Source organism: Paenibacillus tundrae (assembly GCF_036884255.1).
Lineage (GTDB): Bacteria > Bacillota > Bacilli > Paenibacillales > Paenibacillaceae > Paenibacillus.
The window spans coordinates 1,169,746-1,192,465 of sequence record NZ_CP145605.1; the positions used below are offsets into that span (position 1 = coordinate 1,169,746).

Below are 22,720 nucleotides of genomic sequence, written 5' to 3' on the forward strand. Positions count from 1 at the left end.
ATATGAATCTAGAAGAACGTATTTCAAGGCATATGGAACGACTGTTTGAACATGCGCAGGATACAACAGCGAACAGAGAATTGAAGGAGGAGATACATAGCAACCTTACAGCCCGAGTGGAGGATTATATCGATCAGGGAATGAGTGAGGAACAAGCTTTTGAAAAGGCTATTCAGCATATTGCGGGATTGGATCAGATTATGAGTGATCAACATCAGGTACAACGATTCCCTTATTGGACTGCGGTATTGCAGTCTGCATTGATCTACTGTTTGATCGCGTGGATCATTACCATTCCGATGAGAGTTCTGATGGAGGGTAAGATCGTTAACTTTTGGCTTATGATTGCAAGTGCACTTGTGGGCGGGGCATACCTGCTATACATGTGGAGCAATCGAGAACGTCAACGGAATGCAGAAGCGACGACGACTGTCATTCGATCAACAACATTAAGGAAGTGGACGCGTATCGCCTGGTGGATGTGGGGTGCATTAATCCTAGTTTTGTGGAGCACGCAGGCTGCATTAAGATTCGGAAGTAACATCTGGTATAGCCGACCTGTTCAGGTGGAGGGTCCTTATCAATTTGCTGTACTAGTTATTGCTTTTGTGATCCCTTTGCTGACCATTATCGTGCCGTTGGTTGTGCAAAAGGCAGGACGTTTAGTAAGGGAATTTGAGGTAGGTGAGATCAGAGGATGAGGAAGAATCGTTGGATCATCGTGTTAGTACTCGTCGGACTCGTAGCTCTTACCGTGGTTGAAGGGATCATTAATCCTAGAATTGAAGCGAAGCAGCAGGCTTATGCTGCCGAGCAACAGCATCCGTTAACTCATGATTTTGCCGCCATACAGAATTATCGGAGTGCATACATGGGAGACTTCTCTAATCTTAGTCATCTGAATCAGGGGTTACCTTTGGCTGAATATCTGAATGGTTATCAGCTGTATCCCGATACATTTACGGCGGAAGTGAAGTACAATTTACGTTCGGATGAGTTGCAGGAGGAAGACCTTAAACGGATGCTTGTTTACAATGCAACTGCCAATTTTGTACTGATTGATAATCTGGAGCACATCGTGTACCAGTTGGAGGATACGCGTTATTCTTTGAGTCGTGAGGCTACCAAACAATGGGCTGGACTTGAACTAGGAGCACTTCAGATGCCAGATGATTGGGATTCCCATGTGCGTGAGCAGCTCGTGTCACCCGAGCAGGTGGAGGTCGCTTTTTCACAAATTATTGACAATTAAGCTGTACGATATGAATGGAATTGCACAACATGCTCGACTCTTCTCCCATGCTATGTTATTATAAGTCTCTGATAACGTGGTAACGAACTAAAGCGTTTGGGCTTGGTTTATAGACATGGAGGGGTAAGAGAGATGAGAAAAAAAGCGATTTTACTATTATTCATCAGTATATGTATGATTATTGTGGCTGGATGCTCCAGTTCCGGAAGCAAGGACGATAACACCATTATTGTGGGGATTGATGATAAATTCGCACCGATGGGGTTCCGGGATGAACAGAATGAAATTGTTGGCTTCGATATTGATTATGCGCGGGCAGCAGCGGAGAAAATGGGTAAAGAGGTTACTTTCCAGCCGATTGACTGGTCTTCCAAAGAGTCTGAGCTGAATAGTGGTCGGATCGATATGATCTGGAACGGGTATACGATTACGGATGAGCGTAAAGAGAAAGTGCTGTTTACGAAGCCATATCTTGAAAATAGTCAGGTAGTCATTACGCTTGCAGGTTCACCTATTACGAAGCTTGATGAATTGGACGGAAAAAACGTAGGTTTGCAGGCACTGTCCTCTGCGGCAGATGCACTAGCGGCAAGTCCACTGAACGACAAAGTGAAAGCTTCTGAGTTCAAAGATAACGTACTGGCTCTGACAGATCTGAAAACGACTCGTCTTGACGCGGTTATCATCGATGAAGTAGTTGCTAGATACTACATGGCAAAGGAAGAGGGAACCTACAAACTGCTGGATGAATCCCTTGCTCCAGAGCAATACGGTATTGGTATCAAAAAAGGAAATGAGGCCTTGCTGAACGATCTGCAAAAAGCACTTGATGAGCTGAATGCGGATGGCACAGCAGCTGAAATCTCAACCAAATGGTTGGGTGAAGATAAGGTTTTGAAATAGACAGGCGATGGCCTGACATACCGATGTGATGGATCTGGCTTGTCCAGAATGTTCGCTACCATAATGACCCCGTATTCCGCAATGGAGCATATGATGCTTCCGCGAGGAGTGCGGGGTTAACAGATTAGAGGAGACATATTCATGAGTTGGGATTATATATTAACGGTGATGAAGCCTATGCTTGAAGGGGCTCAGACAACGATTTTGATGTTTTTATTGGCAATTGTTCTATCTATACCGCTTGGATTTGGTATTACTTTACTGATGCGTAGTCAGTTTAAACCGCTAGCCTGGATTGCACACACATACGTCTATGTAATGCGAGGAACACCACTATTGCTGCAAATTTTGTTCTTCTGCTTCGGTCTTCCGCTGTTGCCGGTAATCGGCGAATATCTAGTGTTTGATCGTCTCGTTGCAGCGGCGATGGGATTTGTGCTCAATTATGCAGCATACTTTGCAGAGATCTTCCGAGGTGGCTTGCTCTCCATTGACAAGGGGCAACATGAGGCGGCTAAGGTACTTGGACTATCCAAGAGGCAGACGATGGTGAAGGTCATTATTCCACAGATGATCCGTGTGGTATTGCCTGCGACAGCGAACGAGTCAATTACGTTGATCAAGGATACGGCTCTGTTGTACGCTGTCGCTGTACCGGAGTTGTTGTATTATGCCCAGGCTGCCGCGAATAGGGACTTTCAGTTAACTCCGTTTGTTATCGCGGCAGTGATGTATCTGCTCATGACGCTTGTGCTTACTTTGCTGTTCAAGGCATTGGAGAAGCGTTTCTCGTTCGAGTAATAGTTGAACTTTAAGGATATTTACATCTGTTACTTCGATAACAGAGTCAATCTTCTGACGTGGTGTCGGAATGAATTTTCAAATTATTTAATCAAAGGACTGTGTATGGATGACACATATAATAGAAGTAACTCAGTTAAAAAAATCATTTGGTGCACTGGATGTGCTCAAACAGGTGTCGTTTAACGTTGCACCCGGCGAAGTCATTGCTGTCATCGGTCCGTCTGGTTCGGGTAAAAGTACGATGCTACGCAGCCTCATTCATCTCGAAGAGATTACAAGAGGCACGGTTCGCATTCAAGGACAGAAGCTGGCGGAGAACGGGAGTTATGCAAATGCTGCGGAGATTCGGAAGATCACTGACCGGATGGGCATGGTATTCCAGCATTTTAACCTGTTCCCCCATCTGACTGTGCGTGCGAACCTGGAACTGGCTCCGAAGACGTTAAAAAAAGAAAGCGCGGCAGTGATCAGGCATCGTAGCCAAGAACTGCTCGGCAAAGTAGGGCTATCGGACAAGGCGGATGCTTATCCAGCGAACCTGTCTGGTGGACAGAAGCAGCGGGTGGCGATTGCTCGTGCCTTAATGATGCAGCCGGATATTCTGCTCTTCGATGAGCCGACATCCGCACTTGATCCAGAGCTAACAGGTGAGGTGCTCCGTGTAATTAAGCAGTTAGCACAGGAGAACATAACCATGATGATCGTAACCCATGAGATGAGCTTCGCCCGTGAGGTAGCGGATCGCGTGTTCTTCATGGACAACGGAGAAATTGCTGAGGCCGGCCCACCAGAACAGATCTTTGGTGCACCAAAACTGGAGCGCACACGCACCTTTCTACAACGGGTAGAGGTGGAAGGGTAATTTTAAAAATATGAACACGTAATGAGGTATTTCAAAATACTGTTGTTACGTGTTTTTTTTGTAATCAGACACCGAGATATGTGAAAAAGCCTCTTCACCTATTTGGTAATCAGAGGCCTTTCTATGTTTTCTCACTTAAGAAATATATCCGTCAAACAGCCATTCTCCTTCAGACGAACGGACAAAAGAAAATTCGTACGCGGCATGTCCTTCAGAACCTTCTGTATAATTGTAATGGGCTACGAAGAGCTTAAAATGATTTGAATCCGTCTGATCGTAACCTCTGAATTCGAACTCATTCCACGCTAATCCGCTAATGAAGTTGACCTCATAGGATTGATCTTCCTTTGTAATGATGAATTGCTTGTTATCCTGAGACATCTCCACGTTTGGTGAGGAAATGGAATTCATGTATGCAGTATCCCCTGACTCCATGGCAGCAATGAGCTTGAATGTCATATTCAACGTTTCTCTTAGATTGTTTCTAATCTCTTCACTATTTACATCTACCTGAAGTTGAGTGATCTGTTCCTGAAGTTGTTGGTTTTCCTCTTCAAGCTCCTTGATCGTTTGCGTCTGATCCTGGTTCAGATCCACTTGCTGCAACGTATCGACAGGTGCTTCAGATGGGGTACATCCCGCCATCAAACCAATTATGGATACCAATATAAGAGCAATCTTGTACATATTATACCTCCCATTCCTTAAGTTAGAATAACATATTTTTACTATTGATAAAGGCTTGATTTATTGAAAAGCGGGTGAGTTTACACTAGAGAAATTCATCTATTACGCGTCGTCACTAAACATCAATGTCGGTACGTAGTTACGTCAATTAATCTATTCCATACAGGACTTTAGATGTGTTTGTAGTCTATTACTTCATTTAACTACCATATAGACCGATATACACCTAGGATAAACAGTAGTTGGAATTTTAAGAAAGGATTATAAAATATGCAAACCTTAGATAAGAGAAAGATCATACGAGGAACCGTAATATCATTCCTATTGGTAACCATAGTCTTTGGTGCCGTTCTTGTAATTGGGCTCATTAACAACAAGAAACTTGCAGAAGGATTCATCAACTTGAAGGAACTAGAACCAGAAACAATATCTGCTGGAGATTACGTTGAGATCGAGTTTGAACGAATCCATCCTGTGTTTGCAGAGTTCTACATGCAAAGAGAGGGAGATAAATCCCAAATGAACAAGCATTATTTTTATATGTACCCGTACAAAGGAAAAGGGCTTGTGGTTAAAGTGTTGTGGCCTGATACGAAAAGATACGATTCATTGGCACAGACATCGAATAATGGTGAAAACGCAATAAACTTTCCAATTGTGAGCAATGGCAAGATCGAAAGTATGGATATTGAATTGGTCAAATATGCTAACGAATACATGGAGGAATACGCTAGCAAGTCTGTTGGGACGGCTAATATGGAGAAAGAGATTTGGCCTTACATGGTGAATCTGAACATTCCATCAGGGCTTACTGAGGATCAGTCGGAGCAGATGTATACGATGTTTGGTGGAATCTATCTAGGAATTTTGGCGCTAATCGGCCTGATTATGATTGGAAGATTATCGCAACTGAAGCATCAACAACGCAAGCTTTAGTCAAGATTTATACATAATGTTGATTTTAGAATCGTAAAATAAATACATATCATGCTCCCGATCCTATAAGGTTTTACACTTAGAATAATTTAGTGCAGAGTAATCATTCACTGATATTAACTTTCTTACATAAATACATATATTGGTTTTTCGCATAATCGAGTATAATGATAATACTTCATGAATAGGGAGGATTTACCTTGGATTACCGTCAGAATGATGTGGATCAGAATTATAATCAGAATCAGAATCAGCACCCGAACTATAATGATCCACTACCACCGTTTCCGCCTTATCCACCATATATGGCACCGAAGACCAACGGCAAATCAATCGCAGCACTTGTGCTGGGGATTTTGTCGATTATGCTTCCATATATCGGATTTATCATCGGAATCGTAGCTATTATTTTTGCAGCACTCTCGCTTAAAGAAATCAAGGTTCGAATGGAACAGGGAAAAGGGTTAGCGATTGCAGGTCTGGTCTGTGGAATTGTAGGCACACTGATTTATGCACTGATCATTTTGTTTATTATCGTAGCAGTTGTCCTCTATGGGGATTCGTACTCATCTACGTATTCACTCACGTATCTGTTCTAAGCAGATATTTCAGGCTACATGCATACCACCTGAGGGCGGAGCATGTAGTTTAATTTATAGAATAATCATAAGACGATCTGGAAGGTGTAGTTACCTGAGGATCGTCTTTTTTGTTATCTATTTTGGTAGCCGCAAAATTAAAGAAGATACATACCGCATAATCACCACCGCTTCATCCCAATAAAAAAACAAGACAGATATCTCGCAACCACCTTCGTTCATAAATTGAGGTGAATGCATCCATGATATCCGCCTTGCTAGTTATCTTTTCATTTTACATATGAAGTGCTGCTTCACCTTGAACAAGTTCGGCTTTCTCGGCACGATGCACCATGAAGTAAGTGAACGAACCTGCTAACCCCAGAACAGCAAAGATCAACAGAAGCCCGATCTGATCCCATGCGACACTGAATTGGCCACTTGAGATTACCGCTTTATATCCCGTTACACTGTAGGTCATCGGCAACCATGGGTTGAATACTCTTAGCCAGTTCGGGATAAGTTCCAGTGGGAACGTACCTGCACTTGTCGTCAATTGGAAGATCAGCATGAGAATGGCCAGGAAGCGTCCTGGGTTCTCAAGCCATGTCACGAGAGCCTGGATAATGTACATGAAGCTGAGGCTGGTGACGAAGCTGAATAAGAGAAATAGTGGAACACTTTTCACTTCTAATCCCAGCCCTGACAGAACGAGCCACGAAGCGAGCAAAGATTGAATAGCACTCATTAACGTAAAAGCTAAGGTTCGACTCACAAAACGATTCCAACCACTCGCATCTGTGACTGAGCTATTACGTGTAGGTACAACTAATGTCGCGATTAGAGCCCCGACGAATAAACCTAAGGAAAGGAAATAAGGGGAGAACCCTGTTCCATAGTTAGGTACCTCGTTATGCTTGTGTTCTTCGACTTGAACAGGTTCAGCATACATGGATACAAGTTCATCCGTCTTTTTCACACTGGATGTCTCTTCCGCAGCATCAAGCAGTTTGCTGGCAAGTTCGCCTGATCCGTCGGTTAACTGCGTGGTACCATCCTGCAACTGGGCTGCGCCTGCATCCAGCTGTCTGGAGCCGTCTGCAATCGTAGTGATGCCGCCTGAAAATTCATTCATACCAGCCACTAATTTGCCTGCACCCGTATTCAGTTGATCTGCGCCTACGGCAAGTTTGGCTCCGCCCGCAGTGGCTTCAGATAATTTGGCATTGAACTGTTGTAAGCCTCCAGCTAATTGCTCCTGTCCGGCAGAGAGCTGGGAAGCACCTTGAAGCAATTGTTGCTCACCTTGTACAAGCTGTGTGCTGCCTTGATGTAATTGCTGCTGAGCTGCCTGCAGGTTCTGACTACCCGTGATCAATTGTTGTCCACCTTGCACTAATTGTTCACTACCCGCAGCAACCGCCTGACTTGCAGCAAGCAATTGCTGTATGGCCGGATTGCTGGCAAGCTCTGGGCTTGCCGCTGTTAACTGAGCTAATCCTTGTGCGACAGCTTTTGCTCCTTCGCTTACTTTGCTGCTTCCATCAACAGAAGCCTGAATACCTGTGGTTAACTTCGCACTGCCTTCTTCGGATGCAGCGAGACCAGCTTCCAGCTTAGAAGCACCATCATGGGCAGATTGGATACCTGCTTGTAGTTGCTGACCTCCAGCTTGAGCTTGCGTCGCTCCGTTCTCCAGCTTCTGACCAGCAGCGGCCAGTTGGGAGAGTCCACTGGATAGAGAGTTTGCGCCTTGATGAAGTGTGTCGATCCCATCTGCGAGTGTACCTGTACCATCTTGCAGGGTTGCTGCGCCAGCTTGAAGTTGATCTGTTCCGTCCACGAGTTTGGACAGGTTTTGTTTCAGTTTGCTAGCTCCATCATTCAGCTTCGCTGAGCCCTCATTTAGCTTGCTCGCACCATCGCCAGCGTCAGACAGACCACTGGATATCGTTGCTACCTGATCTAGCAGTGTTTCGGTGTAGGATTCAGTGACCTTCGCAGATACCTTTGCCTTAATCTGTTTGACTGCGGTACCGCCAATCTGCCCTGCCAAGAAGTTGTAACCTTCGTTAGGCTCATATATAAGCTCTGCTGGTGTAGGGTGGTCATCCATTAGCGTTGTTGCTTTTGCGGAAAAGTCCTCTGGAATCACAATCGTCATATAATACGTATTGTCATTCATGCCTTGATCCGCTTGCTCACGACTTACAAACTCCCAGCGGAAATCATCACTTTTTCTCAATTCATCGACGAGATTATTGCCGACTTCTAAGGTTTGGTCATTAAATGTAGCACCTTGGTCGTTATTGACCACAGCTACAGGAAGCTCATTCATCTTGCCATAAGGATCCCAGAATGCATTGAGGAACATGCCGCTGTACAGCACCGGAATAAACAGCACCACAAGGATCGGAATGAAAACTTTAGGTTTCTTGAAGGATGATTTTATATCTTGGAAAAATACTTGTATGGATCTCATTATGCGCTCTCTCCCCATTATCACACTATCGTTATTATTTCTATATTGTTCTGTATGGATTGTGGAGCCAGTCTCTAGGTTGGGGATAGTCCGCTTTGGAGAAACTGACTCACAAATGACTGTATCTGAGCCTTGTGTAAGGCTGGATTCGTTTTGTTCCAATCGGAGGTTAAGGTGACGTACAATTTCAGGAGCACAAAGGACACGATCTTGGGATTGTCTTGGCGAATCTGTCCCAGCTCCATGGCTCTCGTAACCTGACGCTCCATATATTCAAGAATGGCTGATTCTACCTTTTGTAAACCCTCCTTCGCTTGTGGTGTGCCGAACTCATTGACCTCTTGAAACAACTTGATTAACAATTCATGCTTCTGTCTGTACTCCAGTAGGGCATCCATGCTCTGGTGCACATTGTCGAGAAAAGATTGATCGTCTTGCACTGTCTCTTCCGTGATGTGTTTCATGTCTCTTATGATGGAGCGCAGAATCTCCCTGAACAGTTCTTCTTTGTTATCGAAAAAGGTGTAGATCGTGCCTTTGCCTACATTCGCAATGCGAGCGACCTGTTCCATCGTTGTGGCCTTGTAACCAAACAAGGCAAATGATCTTTCTGCCGAATTCATAATTTGCTGCCTTCGATCCATAGCAGCCATAGGTTATGCATCTCCTTTATGATGTGGAATGGTGATCATAGCAGTGAATCCTGTTCAATATGACCGGTTTACTATTTTGGTCAATTGGTCGTTAACAAATGTAGCACCTTCATGGGGGAGGAGAAAGTGATCTATATCATATTTTTAATAAATGTTTTGAGTTATGGAAGTGAGTGTTTAGAAAAAGAACTGAGATCTTGCTTATCTTAAATTTTGATTATATGGATTATTTTGTATGGTAAAATAGCTTTAATCTATAAATAGAGAACAGATTGAGATTGAGATCAAGCATTTCATATATGAGGGTGAATAGAGTGAGAAAAGCAGCTAGTATGCTAGTGTTGTTGTGCCTTGCTACCGGAATGGCGGCATGCAATGACTTGAACAGAGAGGCCAGCTCGTCAGAAGATCAAAGTAAGGAGAATGTAGAAATAGAAACAGTAGCCGCACAGCAGGAGACTGAGTCGGAGGACAGTGAGATCAATTTTGATCAAGGTGTATTTATTGATTGGGAGCAGGAACATGATCCTCTTCTTAATGAGGAGATCCAAGAGGTATTGAAAGAAGCTCTAGAAGCTAACGTGAGATCAGATCAGGCTGCCTTTCGAAGTTTGTTCTTAGATCCAGAAGTAGCTGATCGGCATCGGGGGCAATTCGGAGGCAACGTAAGATATACGGAGATTGGGCATGTTTCCAAGGACACAACGAAAAATCACATTCTTGTAGGTGTGCTCGGTGAAATAATGAGAGATACCAATAATATAGAGAAATATGGGATTACGTATTATTTTGCAGAAGACGAAGGTGGAAAGTGGGGGTTGGTAGCCGTTGATTAATTATGGACTAATGCGGGGGTTGTTTATCATATGATGAGATTTTAAGAGAAATAATTACTGTGAATACATGATAGATTCATTGTGAAATAACACTTGCCCCATTGATAGTTGTCTTTCCTTATGTATTAATGAAAGAGTAAGTCGTTAGATTTAAATTGAGGAGGAGTATGGTAGTGAAGAAAAGGGTAAAGTATCGAAAATTCATGGGGATTTTCGGCGTTTCAATCTTGATGCTCATTGCGGCAATCTCGTTATCACCGAAGGTCGCGCTAGCAGGGAACGAGCCGATATATCATGAGTGGGATAAAGCACAGGAACATGTAGGGTTGAGCCATCTGTGGTTCGCTGACCGAGCAGAGAATGGCCTCATTCCCGTTCGTCAAAACTGGAAGTGGGGATTCATCAATTACCAGGGCAAGTTTGTTATTAAGCCACAGTTTCAATTAGCAAGAGATGCATTCTATCAGGGCGTTGCAGTTGTAAATAGAAATCAGTTAATAAACAGTAAGGGCAAAGTAATATTTCAGGACAAAAGCATTGAATATATCGGTGGGTTTGACAATGGGCTGGCGATCGCCAAGAAAAATGGGAAGATTGGCTACCTAAATACCAAAGGGAAATTCGTTATTTCTCCTACATATGAGGCAGGAACAAGCTTTTACAATCAAGCAGCATTGGTCAAAAAGAATGGTAAGTGGGCACTCATTAATACCAAAGGAAAATTGCTTACGGCGTTTAACATTGAAGACAAGGAATATGGAACAGCTTATCGTAAATCAGGATTATTCCCCGTAAAAATAAATGGACAGTGGGGGAGTATGAACTACAAGGGGCAACTTGTGGTACCTGCTGAATTCCGTAACAAAATTGAATTCAGAGGGAATGCATTAGAGTGGGGGCTCCACCGTGATGCGTACAGTGCTATTGTTCAACAGGATGGTTTGGTTATCCCCTTAGATAAACAATATCACAGTGTAGATGAACCACAGAATGGACTATGGAAAATCCAAGGAAGTGGCGAAGGAGTCGTTGCTGTAACTGGAAAGATAATTGTTGAACCTCAAGATGAGCAAAAAGTTATTCTCTCAGGAGATGGAAGTTATGCTGTGAGAGACATGAAAGATCCAAGTGCCGGTTGGACATTTTATAAAAAGGATCAAACGCTACTATTCGAGTCCAATTATACAGATATTCAAGCTTTTTCAGAGGAACTAGCTGCTGTGAAACTTAATCAAAAATGGGGCTATGTTTCGAAGCAGGGAGACATTAAAATATCCGCTCAATACGAAGAGGCTAACCTGTTCCAAATGGGGAGTGCCGTCATTCGCAAGAATGGTAAGTATGGATTGATTGGAACTCGTGGTGAAATCATTCTGCCTATCAAATACGATGAAATAGTTCCATTGATCGAACGGACAAATTATATGAATAACCAGATTGAGAAAGTGACCACAAAGAATCCGCTATACCGGGTAAAGCTGAAGAAGAGCTATGGGATCGTGGATAGTCGTGGGAAAGTCGTTATGGATGTGAAATACGAAATTCTTGATATCGATCGTACCGACTATTATCACGATATTGATCCGATCGCAACAATTCAATATGCATTAAAAGCGAAGGATGGCTCGATAACCACAGCAATCAATATTGAGACGGGGAAACGGATATTTCCAAAATATGAATTCGTAAATTATCTAGGTGACGGAATGTACAGTGGTATACCGCTAGGGAATAAAAGTAAGTATGTTATTTTCAATGCAAAAGGGAAAGAGGTATTCCGCTCAGGTTTTGATGGTTGAATCGATTGGTATACGTTCGCGTTCAAGAGTGTATACAACGAAATTTCTGACATTCGTATTTGGTTTCGCGTTAAAAATCACCTGAGTTAAGTAAAGATAAATTTAGGGGGTAGTGGGACCAGGCAGGCGAGCAAAAGGTTAAACATCATGCTACCAACTCAAAAAACCAAGATGGGAAGAGGAACACTCACCCATCTTGGTTTTTTCTATTACGTACTTTAACCTATTCCAAATAAAAACGGCTGAACAGCATTTCTGCTATTCAGCCGTTTTTCTGTTTAACTCGCTCGCACTTTGAAGAACGAGATTAGTTCTTGCAATTGTTCAGATACCGCTGACAGTTCATCAGAAGCGGTAACGATGGAAGCCATGGAGGATTCTTGCTCCTCAATGGATTGCTCGATCTGTTTACTGCTGCTAGCCGCTCTGCTGACACTTGAGGATAGCTCGTCGGCAGTAGCAGACATCTCTTGTGTGCTCGCGGATATTTCCTCTGTAGAGCTGGAGATATCTTGGATTTGGTTGGCAACTTTATTCGTTGCTGTAAGAATGTTCTCGAAGAACACGCCCGTCTCTTGCGTTACCTCTAAGCCTTTCTTCACTTCCTGCGAGCCAAGCTGCATCGACTCGGAGGATTGAACGATATCCTGCTGAATCTCTTCGATCAGTTGACGTATTTGTTTCGCGGATTCTTGGGATTGTTCTGCCAGGTTACGAACTTCTCCAGCCACGACGGCGAAGCCTCTGCCTTCCTCGCCTGCACGAGCCGCTTCAATGGAAGCATTGAGCGCGAGTAGATTCGTTTGTCCAGCAATTTCCGTAATCATATTGACAATGTTGCTAATCTGATTCGAGTTATTTTCCAGTGATTGAATCGACTCGGACGTATTCTCCACCGCACCGGCGATGAGGCGCATCTGCTCAACGACCTGTTGCATCACTTCATTACCCGCACTGGAGCGTTGCTCCATACTCAAAGCTTGATCCGCTGCGTCAGATGAACTGCTGGCGATCGTCTGAATAACGGTGGACATCTCCGTCATAGCACGGGCGCTTTCAACCGTTGCTTGATCTTGGGAGCGAAGTCCACTGGAGATATCCTTCATGTGGTTACTGATGCTTTGAATATTTTCATTATTTTTCTCTGAAATATTAAGTAATTTCTTGGATGAATTCGACAGGTGATGCGACGTATTCTGTACCTTGTACATCGTATCGTTGATTCGTTGAATCATCGTATTGAATTTGCTATTGATAACGCCGAGATCGTCTCGGCCTACTTGAATCGTTACATCCAGGTTACCTGTGCTCACTTCCTCAATACCGTGCATGAGGCTACGGATCGGGGCAAGTGTTCGCTTCAGTAGAATGTACTGCAGGATCATGAATAGAAGTAGGAAACCAACCAGACATATCGTGCCGTACAACAGCAGTTCATTCAGACCTTTAGGCACTGCACTTGCATCTACATCAAAAAATAGAGCAGCGTACATGGAACCATCTGCGTTATTGATCGGATAGATCAAGGTTGTCCAAGTGCCATACTCATCCGTGTAGAAATCACTGAACGCAGGCTTTCCGTCCACCTTCATCTGTTCAAGCACCACAACGTTATTCTGAGGCAGTGGATACATATCGCCTGCGGCAAGATTGCTTTCCTCGAAAGGTTCTACCAGGTTCGTAGGGACAGCAATAATGGATGTTCCGTTTCCACCTTCGAGTTCTGAGCCGAAAATATAAGCTTGAGCGATGTTTGGATAGAATTCGTGAATGGAATCAAGGTAGGCTTTCATTTCCTGCTGGGCAGGACCTGTGTAGCTTTTTTCATTCATGGCTTCATTTACTTTGGCCGTGTCCAGATCGACATACGATTTCTCGGTAATGACAGTTGCTTGATCATGCAGTTGTTCAACGAGAATATTCTTTTGTAACTGATACGCGGCAGTAATGAGGATGATACCAATCAACACGATACTACCGAATGAGATGACTAGATTTTTGGCAAAGAAAGGCATAGTACTCCAACGAAGCTTGTTTAACAAAGTGGTTCACTCCTTAAATGATGTTAAAAAATGTGTGGCCTGGACGAAATGCGACGTATGTATGTTCAGGTCATTATTAAAGGAAGTTAATTTTCTTAACCTACGTTTCTTCGGTTCTTTCTTGATGCTTTGCTTCTAACTAATTGCTATAGATCCGTTCTATTGTGTATCACTTATGTCATCGCAGGACCTCCATATAAGTTCTATACCTGTGATATTATCGTAATATAGCCATATTAATGTTAGATTTTGGCGTTTAATTAGTTCTTAAGAACTGGTTCTTAGGTAATATTTTGCGTTTTTTTCATCTTTTTTCTTGTATGACCATGAAAAAATCATCGGTATACATATTATTCAATTTTGCTTCCGTTTCACCATTTAAGATTCACTAAAGGTTCGTCCTCTACGATGGTTCCATAAGCCACAGCTGCTTAACAGAGACTCAAGAAGGAGGAATCATCATTTGAATCATTTACTACGAAAAGTTGCAGTGACAGCCTTGTCTGTGACGATGGTTACGTCATCTTTTGCATGGGTTGGAGGCCAGCAGGCATACGCTGCAGAGAATACAGCTACAACTTCAAGTACAGGCGTTACCCAAGCGTACGAATCCTTGTTCCAAACGGATAATGTAATTGATGTGAAGATTACGATGGAAGATGCCGACTGGCAGAGCATGCTCGAAAGCCCGCTTGATAAAGATTACAAACAGGTTAGCGTGGAAGTGGATGGCAACAAGTTGGATAACGTAGGGTTCTCGACGAAAGGCAATATGACGTTACGCTCCGTTGCTTCCATGGAGGATTCCGACCGTTACAGCTTCAGATTGAAATTCGACAAGTATGACAAGACGCAAACCTTGCTCGGTCTAGATAAAATGGTACTCAATAACAACTATACGGATCCTTCGTATATGCGTGAGATTCTCCATTATGAAGCACTGCGTAGCATTGGCATGGATGTGCCGATGACGAACTACGTCAACCTTTATGTTAACGGTGAGCTGGTTGGTTTCTATACAGGTGTTGAAGCTGTAGATGATAGCTACCTGGAGCGTAACTATGGGGAGGACTACGAAGATGGTGTCCTCTACGATACCGAGGAGAAGACCTACCTTCAATATGAGGAAGATGGTGAATACAGTACACTCTCCAAGGACTTAGGCTCTGATAAAGACAAAACAAAACTCAAAAATTTCATTCAAACATTGAATGAGATGCCAGAAGGTGAAAAGGGCAATATCGAGAGTGTGCTGGACGTTGATTCTGCACTTCAATATATTGCAGGGAATACTGTCCTAGGTAACTACGACAGCTATAACGGAGACAAGGGTCATAACTATATGCTATACAGTGATGCTGCTGGCGAATTTACGGTTGTGCCTTGGGACTTCAATATGTCCTTTAATGGATATTCGGCTGGTGGTGGAGGTCGGGGGGGAGCGACGACAGGCTCAACCACGACAAATACGAACGCGACCAACGTATCTGTAGATGAACCTGTGCTTGGCATTAGCATGGAAAGTGTACCGATGATCAATAATTTGCTTGCCGTTCCGGAGTACAAGGAAAAATATCTGACCTATGTTAACGAGTTAACAGACTATTTGGAAGGTATTCAAGATCGAATTACAGAACTTTCAGCTAAGATTCGCTCTTATGTAGATGCAGATCCAACAAAGTTCTATACGACAGAACAATTTGAATCCAATATTGTGTACTCAGCCAATGGTGATACGGGAAGTGGTATGGGTGGTGGAATGACCCCGCCAGAAGGCTTCGAAGGCATGACTCCACCTGAAGGCATGGAAGGTATGACCCCGCCGGAAGGAATGGAGGGTATGACCCCGCCAGATGGTACCACACCGCCGACACGACCTAGTGGCACAGCAGATGGCGATGGAACAACAGATTCAACAGCTAATTCAGGTGATAACTCGACAAGACCAGGTGGTAACTTCGGTGGGGGTCAGGGCATGGGCTCTATGGCATCCGGATCGTTAACTACGTTTGCACTAAACCGTCTAGCGAACTTACAAGAACAGCTTGGACGCGAAGTGACCCCTTTGCCGGAGACAGATGAACAACAGGATAATACAACGTCAACTGAAACAACAGATCCAGCGGCGATCTCGGTTACGTTGGACGAACAATCTGTGGCTTTCCCTGATCAGGAGCCGCTAGAAGTTAGCGGACGAGTGATGGTACCTGTGAATGCGATTTTTGAGGTATTAGGAGCAGAGGTGACCTGGAACCCAACAGCGAAGACAGTAACCGCAGTATTGAATGATCAGACATTTGTCTTGAAGATTGGCAGCAGCACAGCAACGGTCAATGGTACATCAGTGGAAATTGACAGCTCGGCCATCATCAAGAACAGCCGTACCCTTGTACCCGTGCGCTTTATCTCTGAAGCTTTGGGGTTGAAGGTGGATTGGGATCAATCAACGGCAACTGTTAAGATCACGAGTCAATGATGATCCAGGATGTTTACGAGTAACTATACGTTAATCTAACAATTTCAAACATACAAGCTTAGAGGATTCGGTGATTTCATCGGATCCTTTTGGCATGTAATAAGTTGAGAAATATGTTCTTTGACGGATTGAAAAAGGACTTATGACCTGCTTTTTAGGGAGGGTAATTCCCTTGTTAGAGGTTCTTTTTACACATTTACGGAGAATGAGTAAGTGATTTGATTTTATTGAGCAATTTTTGTGATATATATCACTGAAATATTATACACATTGTTATTATTTCTGCCGATAACTCTATATGTGATAAGTCGAATTCAAGCTTTTCACATCGTAATGCATTAACAATTACTTAGGGAAATGGGTGGCGTACGTACATGCGAAGCATGAGTATTGGTACTAAAATTAGTTTGATTGTGATCGGCATTTTTATTCTTTTTTCCTCCGCCGTGGCAGTTAGCGTAATCATGGAAATGAGGCAGGGAATTACGACATTTGCTACGGAGAAGGCAAAACGGGATTTGCAGATGGCGAATCATATCATTACATACAAGTATCCAGGTGAATGGGAGATCAAGGATGGACAATTGTTCAAGGGTGAAGTAACGATGGAGGGGAACTTTGATCTCGTAGATGAGCTTGGTGAGGCTTCAGGAGATACCGTTACCATCTTTAGAGGAGATGAGCGGGTTGCCACCAATGTGATGGTGGATGGCGAGCGTGCAGTGGGCACGAAGGTATCGGAACAGGTCGCTCAAGCTGTTCTACAGCAAGGGGAACGGTATTATGGGGAAGCTGTTGTCGTAGGACAAACCTATCAGACAGCGTATGAACCGATCCATAACCAAGCAGGGGAGATTATTGGCATACTTTATGTGGGTGCCTCACAATCCTTAATTGATGTCATTATCTCATCATTCCTGAAGACCTTCGCCATTGTCTGTATTGTTGCGATGCTGATCGCTATCACTGTCATCATATGGTACGTCCGTCGAGTCAGAATGCGAATTGGGCGAGTATCCACAGCGATCAAGCTGGCAGGAACAGGCGATTTCACACAGTCGATTGAGGATCATGTGCAGGATGAGATTGGTCAACTCAGCACTGGTTATAACGAGATGCGAAGCAGCTTGAAGCTGATCATTCAAGGCGGACTACAGGCGGCAGAGAAAGCCGAGCATTCGACCGGTCAATTATTGACTATTGCTGAGCGAACAACGACGGAGTCTGAACAGATATCGTCTTCCGTGGAACAGGTGGCACGTGGTGCAGAGAGCCAGATGATCAGTACGGAAGAAAATCTGCAAGCGATGGAAGAAGTAGCTGTAGGTGTTCAGCGGATGGCGGACAAAGCTTCAAGTGTCTCAGAGTCGGCAATATATTCACGCAAGCAGGCTGAGAATGGTGGCGAAACTGTTCAGATGACGGTGGAGCAGATGTCAGCTATACACACTTCAGTTCAGGCAACGGATGAGATCATGCGTATGTTGGAAGCGAAGTCAGCTCAGATTAGTCAGATGGCTTCTACGATTCATGAGGTCGCTAGGCAAACGAACCTACTCGCGCTTAATGCTTCCATTGAAGCAGCTAGAGCTGGGGAGCATGGCAGAGGTTTTGCTGTCGTATCCTCCGAAGTACGTAAGCTTGCAGAACAGGCCGGAGATTCTTCGGAAAAGATTGATGAATTGGTACAAGGTATGGAACAGGATATGCTGCTCTCCATCACAGCTCTATCCAAGGTCAAGGATGAAGTGCAGGAAGGAATTCGCTTGACGCGGGAGACAGAGCTGAATTTCAGTCAGATTCGAGATACGAATGAACAGATTGCCTCAGAGATTGAAGAGATGGCTGCTACAAGTGAAGAGATGTCCGCAGGCGTAGAGCAGGTTGTGGCATCCGTTCATGAGATTGCGCGTCATGCGCATACTGCAAGCGCCAACTCACAACAGGCAGCTGGTTCTGTTCAGGAACAGCTTCAGTCCGTGGAGCAGATTAAATCATCTGCAGCCGTGCTGTCGGATATATCGACAGAGCTTCAGACATCCTTGAGTCCATTCAAGATCTAGTGAAGGTGACCATGAAATAGTTACTGGATAGTAGATGAAAAAGACCCTGATCGCTTCAAGCGAATCAGGGTCTTTTTCTCATCAAGCCCGTTTTAGCGATTAGGTAGTTGTGTTGGGTGTGCAGATGTGGAAGAAGAAGTAGGCAGGGCGGGCAAATGTTCTTTCATTGGATGCTGTGCAGGTTGCTTGTCAGCATAGAAATGGAGAATATCATCTACAGTTGAGAATACGATTGAATCATCTTTCGATTTAGGTTGGTTAGTTAGGATAAAAACCTCGTTTCTTAAGGTGGGTATTACCTTATAAGTTGTATGGTGTTCCATATATGATACGTGTTTTGCTTAGGCAACTTCACGATCAGGTGAATAAACAAAAGCTGCCTTGTACAAGGCAGCTTGATTATAATTAAAGTTTAGTAACGTTCTCAGCTTGTGGTCCACGATTACCTTGAGTTACTTCGAATTGAACGCGTTGCCCTTCATCCAATGATTTGTAACCGTCAGCTTGAATTGCGCTGAAATGAACGAATACGTCTGTTCCATCTTCTGTTTCAATAAAGCCAAATCCTTTTTCTGCATTGAACCATTTAACTGTACCTGTTTGCATGTAATTCCTCCACAAAATATAATTTTAACCGATCTTCGTCGTAAGTGTTCGAAATAATCGATTAATACCATTATACCATGTTTGATATTATAATCAAATATTTGGTTTTTTTTCTATTCGTTTGTTTGCTGATCAAACGAATAGAATCTCTAAGCTCCTTCTTCGTAAAAGAAAGCGATTACATATACGGATTATTATTGTATATTATGATGGCAACCTTGATGTATTACGACATATACATTATTGCTTGGGCAGATGAGCGGCTTAATAAAAGGAGGAATCCGCAGTGTATCGGGTATTGCTGGTGGATGATGAAGAGGATGTACGCGAAGGATTAGTGGTCGAAGTGGATTGGGAAGCACTCGACCTGCGCATTGTCGGTTTGGCAGAGAATGGACGAGAAGCACTGGAGATGGCTGAACGGGTTGAACCAGATATTGTGATCACGGATATCAGCATGCCATTCATGGATGGACTTGAGCTTGCACGAAGGTTACGGGAGCGTAATCCGTTGGTAAAAGTCGTTATTTTGACCGGATATGATGAATTCGATTATGCCAGACAAGCGGTTTCTATCAGTGTAGATGAATATTTGCTAAAGCCTTTCTCGGCAGGACATCTGATGGAGTTGTTAACTCGGTTGCGTGCACAAATGGCTGCTGAGGTGGCTGAACGTGAGGATGTGCAGCATCTACGAGAGCATTATTATTCAAGCTTACCACTACTGCAAGCAGATCTGTTGGCAACCTTGCTTCATCGTCAAAAGTCATCTGCCTATATTCATGGAAAAGCGAAACAGTGTGGTTTGAACTTCGATGGGCAGCGATACGGTGTGTCTGTACTTACACTCCATATGGACGGAGATCGCAGGGCGGCGGCGAAGTCTTGGGGTGAATCGAGTGATGCAGAATTGAAGCAGTTCGCTGCGCTAAATATTGCGGAAGAAATATGGACAGAGCATGAAGCAGGTCATGTATTTCGACATCAGGACACGGTCGTATTGCTCTATGTGGATCGTTGGGGTGGAGTGGACGGAGAGAAGCGACAACAGATGGCACTTCAAAATGTACTTCGCAGCATCAACCACTATCTGCGCATTCCCACCACGGTTGGCTCAGGTGCACTGGTGAGCACCGTTACCGAGGTGAAGCACGCCTATGAAGATGCACTGCTTGCGCTGGATTATCGGCTTGTACCCGGCACGGATTCATTGATATATATTGCCGATGTGGAACGTCATACGGTTGGCAAGCTGCGTTTTGATGAGTTGAAACAGCAGACGTTGACACGTTGCCTCAAGGCAGGAACCGAAACCGAGCTGATCGAGGCATTGGAGATCATTTTCCGGGAAATTACGGTGGAGCATGGGCGAAGTGATATCCAATTATACCTCATCGAGGTGCTGACTGCAGTCTGGAAGGCGGCACAGGCATCAGGGGAGGCGATGGAGGACATCTTCGGAGCAGGCTTTCATCTATATGCGGATATGTTCCGACGGCCTGGTTTAAGTGAGGCGCAAGGTAAAGTCAAAGAAGTCTGTATACTTGTGCAGCAGCGTATTGCGAGTGGACGGCAGCATGTGTACAAAGATATCGTCGAACAGGCTTTAGCCTATACCAAAGAGCATTACGCTGATCCGGAACTGTCGATTCAAAAGGTATGTGGGTATCTGCACATTAGCTCAGGTTATTTTTGCGGTATTTTCAAAAAGGAAGTACAGCTTACATTTCTTCAATATGTAATGCAGATTCGTATGGAAGCGGCAAAGGAACTGCTGCGCAGCTCCGAACTGAAGGCGTTCCAGATTGCGGAGCGGGTTGGATTTGCTGAACCTAATTATTTCAGCTTTTGTTTTAAAAAGCATACAGGGATCTCGCCCAAAGAATATCGCAAACAGATGGTACTTCAGATGCGGGAGGGATCGCCGCAATGAGCGTCTTCACCGGATGGATTAGCGGGCTGGCGGGCTGGTGTAAGAATCGGCTCCGTTCATCTAAAGTCAGCAGTATCCGGTTTATCATCACATGGTCATTTTCTGTCTTTATCGTTCTTGTGCTCACGATTATGGCGATGCTCCTGCATGATAAATTCTCTCAAGCTGCAGAGCGGAGTGCAGAGCTGACAACCAGGCAAATTGTTGATCAGGTCAGCTACAGTCTGGAGGATTATGTGCGTAGTATGTCCCATCTGTATCGGGCGATTGAAGAGCATATGCTGCGGGACGGAACGTGGGAAGGTGACCAAGTGGATAAGCAGCTTGATACACTGCTGAGCAGTAGGGAAGATATTATTTCGATTACATTGCTTGATGCGCAAGGGCATTTACTCAAGAACAGACCTTCTGCCCGGCTAAAGCCAAGTGCGCATGTCACACAGCAGGGGTGGTTTCAATCCGCATTGCGGGTGCCGGATCACCTTAGTTTCTCATTGCCTCATATTCAGAATATGTATGACGGTCCCTACAAATGGGTTGTATCTATGAGCAAAGGCATTACCGTAAGGCAGGATGGTCAAGATCGGCAAGTGATTTTGCTCGTGGACATTAATTTTAAACAAATGGATGAGCTAAGCCGCCGGGTGAGTCTCGGTCAGCGTGGATATGTCTACATCATTGACGAGAGTGCTGGCAATATTGTGTATCATCCGCAGCAACAACTCATGTACATGGGACTCAAGCGTGAAAATATTGAACAGGCATTGGTCGCTACAGGTAGTTATGAGGACGAGTCAGAAGGACAGAAACGGCTGAATACGGTGAAGTCCGTTGCCAATATTGGTTGGAAAATCGTTGGTGTCGCTTATCTGGATGAGATGTTAACCACCCGTCAAGAAGTGAACGGCTATTTGATAAGGGTGCTTATCGTTGTACTCGTGCTAGCTATTATTGTATCGCTAATTCTGTCCTCCAGCCTGACACGTCCTATTCGCCGAATGGAACGGAAAATGAAGGCGGTAGAGCGGGGTGACTTCAGCGTGGAGCTTCCCATCGAAGGGCCACTTGAGGTCGAGCGCTTATCGCGGCGATTCAATCTCATGGTCAACAAAATCCGTGCATTGATGAATGAAATTATTCATGAGCAGGAGCAGAAGCGACGGTATGAGCTGGAGGCATTACAAGCGCAGATTAACCCTCATTTCCTATACAACACATTGAATTCAGTTGTACGTATGGTGGGCATGAGCCGTAATGAAGAAGTCGTTACGATGATCACCTCACTCTCGCGTTTGTTTCGCATTAGTCTCAGCCAGGGCAAAACGATTATCACGGTTCGGGAGGAACTGGAGCATGCACATCATTATTTGACGATCCAGCAGATGCGCTTCAAGCACAAATTCAGATTCAATATGGAAGCGGATGAAGAGACATTGGACTGCCTGACGCTGAAGCTGGTATTACAGCCTTTAATTGAGAATGCAATCGTGCACGGCATTGAGTATGACATGGATGAGGGGCAGATTGAAATCCGGGTGTATCAAGAGGAAGCCAATCTGGTGTTGCGCATTATGGACAACGGAGTAGGTATGACGGAAGAGCAGGTAGCGAGTTTGTTAAACGGCAATGTGATCGTAAAAAGCGGAGCAGGTTCAGGTGTAGCCGTTCGCAATGTACATGACCGAATTCAGCTCTATTATGGGGATGCTTACGGTCTGGAGTTTGCGAGTGAACTGGAGGAAGGTACGACGGTATGGATACGTATTCCGATTCAGTACAAGCGTGACCTAAGGGAGGGGGAGCATTAG

At 44.3% G+C, this 22,720-nt stretch carries 18 protein-coding genes; 13 read left to right on the forward strand and 5 right to left on the reverse strand.

The window, feature by feature from the left end; all coding sequences use genetic code 11:
• Positions 1 to 2: 2 nt before the first annotated feature.
• The 5 genes from V6W81_RS05070 (at position 3) to V6W81_RS05090 (ending at position 3,821) form a co-directional block, all read left to right on the forward strand.
• Entirely contained in the window at positions 3 to 701 is a 699-nt protein-coding gene (locus V6W81_RS05070; protein WP_338541882.1) for a permease prefix domain 1-containing protein, read from the forward strand.
• Positions 698 to 1,252, forward strand: a complete 555-nt coding sequence (locus V6W81_RS05075; protein ID WP_338541883.1) for a DUF4825 domain-containing protein — start codon at positions 698 to 700, stop codon at positions 1,250 to 1,252. The genes V6W81_RS05070 and V6W81_RS05075 overlap by 4 nt, the downstream gene beginning before the upstream one ends.
• Positions 1,253 to 1,384: 132 nt before the next feature.
• Positions 1,385 to 2,155 (forward strand): amino acid ABC transporter substrate-binding protein, encoded by a 771-nt coding sequence (locus tag V6W81_RS05080; RefSeq protein ID WP_056694555.1) that lies wholly within the window; start codon positions 1,385 to 1,387, stop codon positions 2,153 to 2,155.
• 141 nt (positions 2,156 to 2,296) lie between these two features.
• Positions 2,297 to 2,956 (forward strand): amino acid ABC transporter permease, encoded by a 660-nt coding sequence (locus V6W81_RS05085; RefSeq protein WP_338541885.1) that lies wholly within the window; start codon positions 2,297 to 2,299, stop codon positions 2,954 to 2,956.
• A 109-nt stretch (positions 2,957 to 3,065) separates the two neighbouring features.
• Positions 3,066 to 3,821 carry an amino acid ABC transporter ATP-binding protein gene (locus tag V6W81_RS05090; RefSeq protein ID WP_338541886.1) on the forward strand — a complete coding sequence of 252 codons (756 nt, stop codon included), beginning with the start codon at positions 3,066 to 3,068 and terminating at the stop codon, positions 3,819 to 3,821.
• 135 nt (positions 3,822 to 3,956) lie between these two features.
• On the opposite strand, the gene V6W81_RS05095 is transcribed toward V6W81_RS05090, so the two are convergent.
• Positions 3,957 to 4,508: a hypothetical protein gene (locus V6W81_RS05095; protein WP_338541888.1), complete on the reverse strand. Its 552-nt coding sequence runs from the start codon at positions 4,506 to 4,508 to the stop codon at positions 3,957 to 3,959.
• Positions 4,509 to 4,778: 270 nt separating this feature from the next.
• Here V6W81_RS05095 and V6W81_RS05100 point away from each other — a divergent pair, with 270 nt between their 5' ends.
• A complete protein-coding gene (locus tag V6W81_RS05100; RefSeq protein WP_338541890.1) occupies positions 4,779 to 5,444 on the forward strand; it encodes a DUF6709 family protein in 666 nt (221 codons plus the stop codon).
• Positions 5,445 to 5,665: 221 nt separating this feature from the next.
• Positions 5,666 to 6,043, forward strand: coding sequence for a DUF4190 domain-containing protein (locus tag V6W81_RS05105; RefSeq protein ID WP_397350572.1), 378 nt, complete (start codon positions 5,666 to 5,668; stop codon positions 6,041 to 6,043).
• Between the two features lie 274 nt (positions 6,044 to 6,317).
• On the opposite strand, the gene V6W81_RS05110 is transcribed toward V6W81_RS05105, so the two are convergent.
• Both V6W81_RS05110 and V6W81_RS05115 read right to left on the reverse strand, forming a co-directional pair.
• Positions 6,318 to 8,504, reverse strand: coding sequence for a YhgE/Pip domain-containing protein (locus V6W81_RS05110; protein WP_338541892.1), 2,187 nt, complete (start codon positions 8,502 to 8,504; stop codon positions 6,318 to 6,320).
• Positions 8,505 to 8,578: 74 nt separating this feature from the next.
• Entirely contained in the window at positions 8,579 to 9,157 is a 579-nt protein-coding gene (locus tag V6W81_RS05115; RefSeq protein ID WP_338541893.1) for a TetR/AcrR family transcriptional regulator, read from the reverse strand.
• A 314-nt stretch (positions 9,158 to 9,471) separates the two neighbouring features.
• On the opposite strand from V6W81_RS05115, the gene V6W81_RS05120 reads away from it, so the two are divergent.
• Both V6W81_RS05120 and V6W81_RS05125 read left to right on the forward strand, forming a co-directional pair.
• Positions 9,472 to 9,993, forward strand: a complete 522-nt coding sequence (locus V6W81_RS05120) for a hypothetical protein (RefSeq protein WP_338541895.1) — start codon at positions 9,472 to 9,474, stop codon at positions 9,991 to 9,993.
• 173 nt (positions 9,994 to 10,166) lie between these two features.
• On the forward strand, positions 10,167 to 11,792 hold the full coding sequence (locus V6W81_RS05125; protein WP_338541896.1) for a WG repeat-containing protein: 1,626 nt from the start codon (positions 10,167 to 10,169) through the stop codon (positions 11,790 to 11,792).
• A 278-nt stretch (positions 11,793 to 12,070) separates the two neighbouring features.
• Here V6W81_RS05125 and V6W81_RS05130 read toward each other — a convergent pair whose 3' ends face one another.
• Positions 12,071 to 13,807, reverse strand: a complete 1,737-nt coding sequence (locus V6W81_RS05130) for a methyl-accepting chemotaxis protein (RefSeq protein ID WP_338543946.1) — start codon at positions 13,805 to 13,807, stop codon at positions 12,071 to 12,073.
• A 490-nt stretch (positions 13,808 to 14,297) separates the two neighbouring features.
• Here V6W81_RS05130 and V6W81_RS05135 point away from each other — a divergent pair, with 490 nt between their 5' ends.
• Both V6W81_RS05135 and V6W81_RS05140 read left to right on the forward strand, forming a co-directional pair.
• Positions 14,298 to 16,310 (forward strand): CotH kinase family protein, encoded by a 2,013-nt coding sequence (locus V6W81_RS05135; RefSeq protein ID WP_338541897.1) that lies wholly within the window; start codon positions 14,298 to 14,300, stop codon positions 16,308 to 16,310.
• Positions 16,311 to 16,684: 374 nt separating this feature from the next.
• Complete coding sequence (locus V6W81_RS05140) at positions 16,685 to 18,373, forward strand: methyl-accepting chemotaxis protein (RefSeq protein WP_338541898.1); 1,689 nt, start codon at positions 16,685 to 16,687, stop codon at positions 18,371 to 18,373.
• A 405-nt stretch (positions 18,374 to 18,778) separates the two neighbouring features.
• Here V6W81_RS05140 and V6W81_RS05145 read toward each other — a convergent pair whose 3' ends face one another.
• The gene (locus tag V6W81_RS05145) at positions 18,779 to 18,979 is read right to left on the reverse strand and encodes a cold-shock protein (protein WP_056694522.1); all 201 of its coding nucleotides are present in this window, start codon (positions 18,977 to 18,979) and stop codon (positions 18,779 to 18,781) included.
• A gap of 286 nt (positions 18,980 to 19,265) precedes the next feature.
• On the opposite strand from V6W81_RS05145, the gene V6W81_RS05150 reads away from it, so the two are divergent.
• Entirely contained in the window at positions 19,266 to 20,912 is a 1,647-nt protein-coding gene (locus tag V6W81_RS05150; protein ID WP_338541900.1) for a response regulator, read from the forward strand.
• Positions 20,909 to 22,720 carry a cache domain-containing sensor histidine kinase gene (locus V6W81_RS05155; RefSeq protein ID WP_338541902.1) on the forward strand — a complete coding sequence of 604 codons (1,812 nt, stop codon included), beginning with the start codon at positions 20,909 to 20,911 and terminating at the stop codon, positions 22,718 to 22,720. The genes V6W81_RS05150 and V6W81_RS05155 overlap by 4 nt, the downstream gene beginning before the upstream one ends.

Coding starts and splice junctions, on each gene's coding strand:
- V6W81_RS05070 (WP_338541882.1), top strand. CDS start 3: ATGAATCTAGAAGAACGTATTTCAAGGCATATGGAACGACTGTTTGAA.
- V6W81_RS05075 (WP_338541883.1), top strand. CDS start 698: ATGAGGAAGAATCGTTGGATCATCGTGTTAGTACTCGTCGGACTCGTA.
- V6W81_RS05080 (WP_056694555.1), top strand. CDS start 1,385: ATGAGAAAAAAAGCGATTTTACTATTATTCATCAGTATATGTATGATT.
- V6W81_RS05085 (WP_338541885.1), top strand. CDS start 2,297: ATGAGTTGGGATTATATATTAACGGTGATGAAGCCTATGCTTGAAGGG.
- V6W81_RS05090 (WP_338541886.1), top strand. CDS start 3,066: ATGACACATATAATAGAAGTAACTCAGTTAAAAAAATCATTTGGTGCA.
- V6W81_RS05095 (WP_338541888.1), bottom strand. CDS start 4,508: ATGTACAAGATTGCTCTTATATTGGTATCCATAATTGGTTTGATGGCG.
- V6W81_RS05100 (WP_338541890.1), top strand. CDS start 4,779: ATGCAAACCTTAGATAAGAGAAAGATCATACGAGGAACCGTAATATCA.
- V6W81_RS05110 (WP_338541892.1), bottom strand. CDS start 8,504: ATGAGATCCATACAAGTATTTTTCCAAGATATAAAATCATCCTTCAAG.
- V6W81_RS05115 (WP_338541893.1), bottom strand. CDS start 9,157: ATGGCTGCTATGGATCGAAGGCAGCAAATTATGAATTCGGCAGAAAGA.
- V6W81_RS05130 (WP_338543946.1), bottom strand. CDS start 13,807: ATGCCTTTCTTTGCCAAAAATCTAGTCATCTCATTCGGTAGTATCGTG.
- V6W81_RS05140 (WP_338541898.1), top strand. CDS start 16,685: ATGCGAAGCATGAGTATTGGTACTAAAATTAGTTTGATTGTGATCGGC.
- V6W81_RS05145 (WP_056694522.1), bottom strand. CDS start 18,979: ATGCAAACAGGTACAGTTAAATGGTTCAATGCAGAAAAAGGATTTGGC.
- V6W81_RS05155 (WP_338541902.1), top strand. CDS start 20,909: ATGAGCGTCTTCACCGGATGGATTAGCGGGCTGGCGGGCTGGTGTAAG.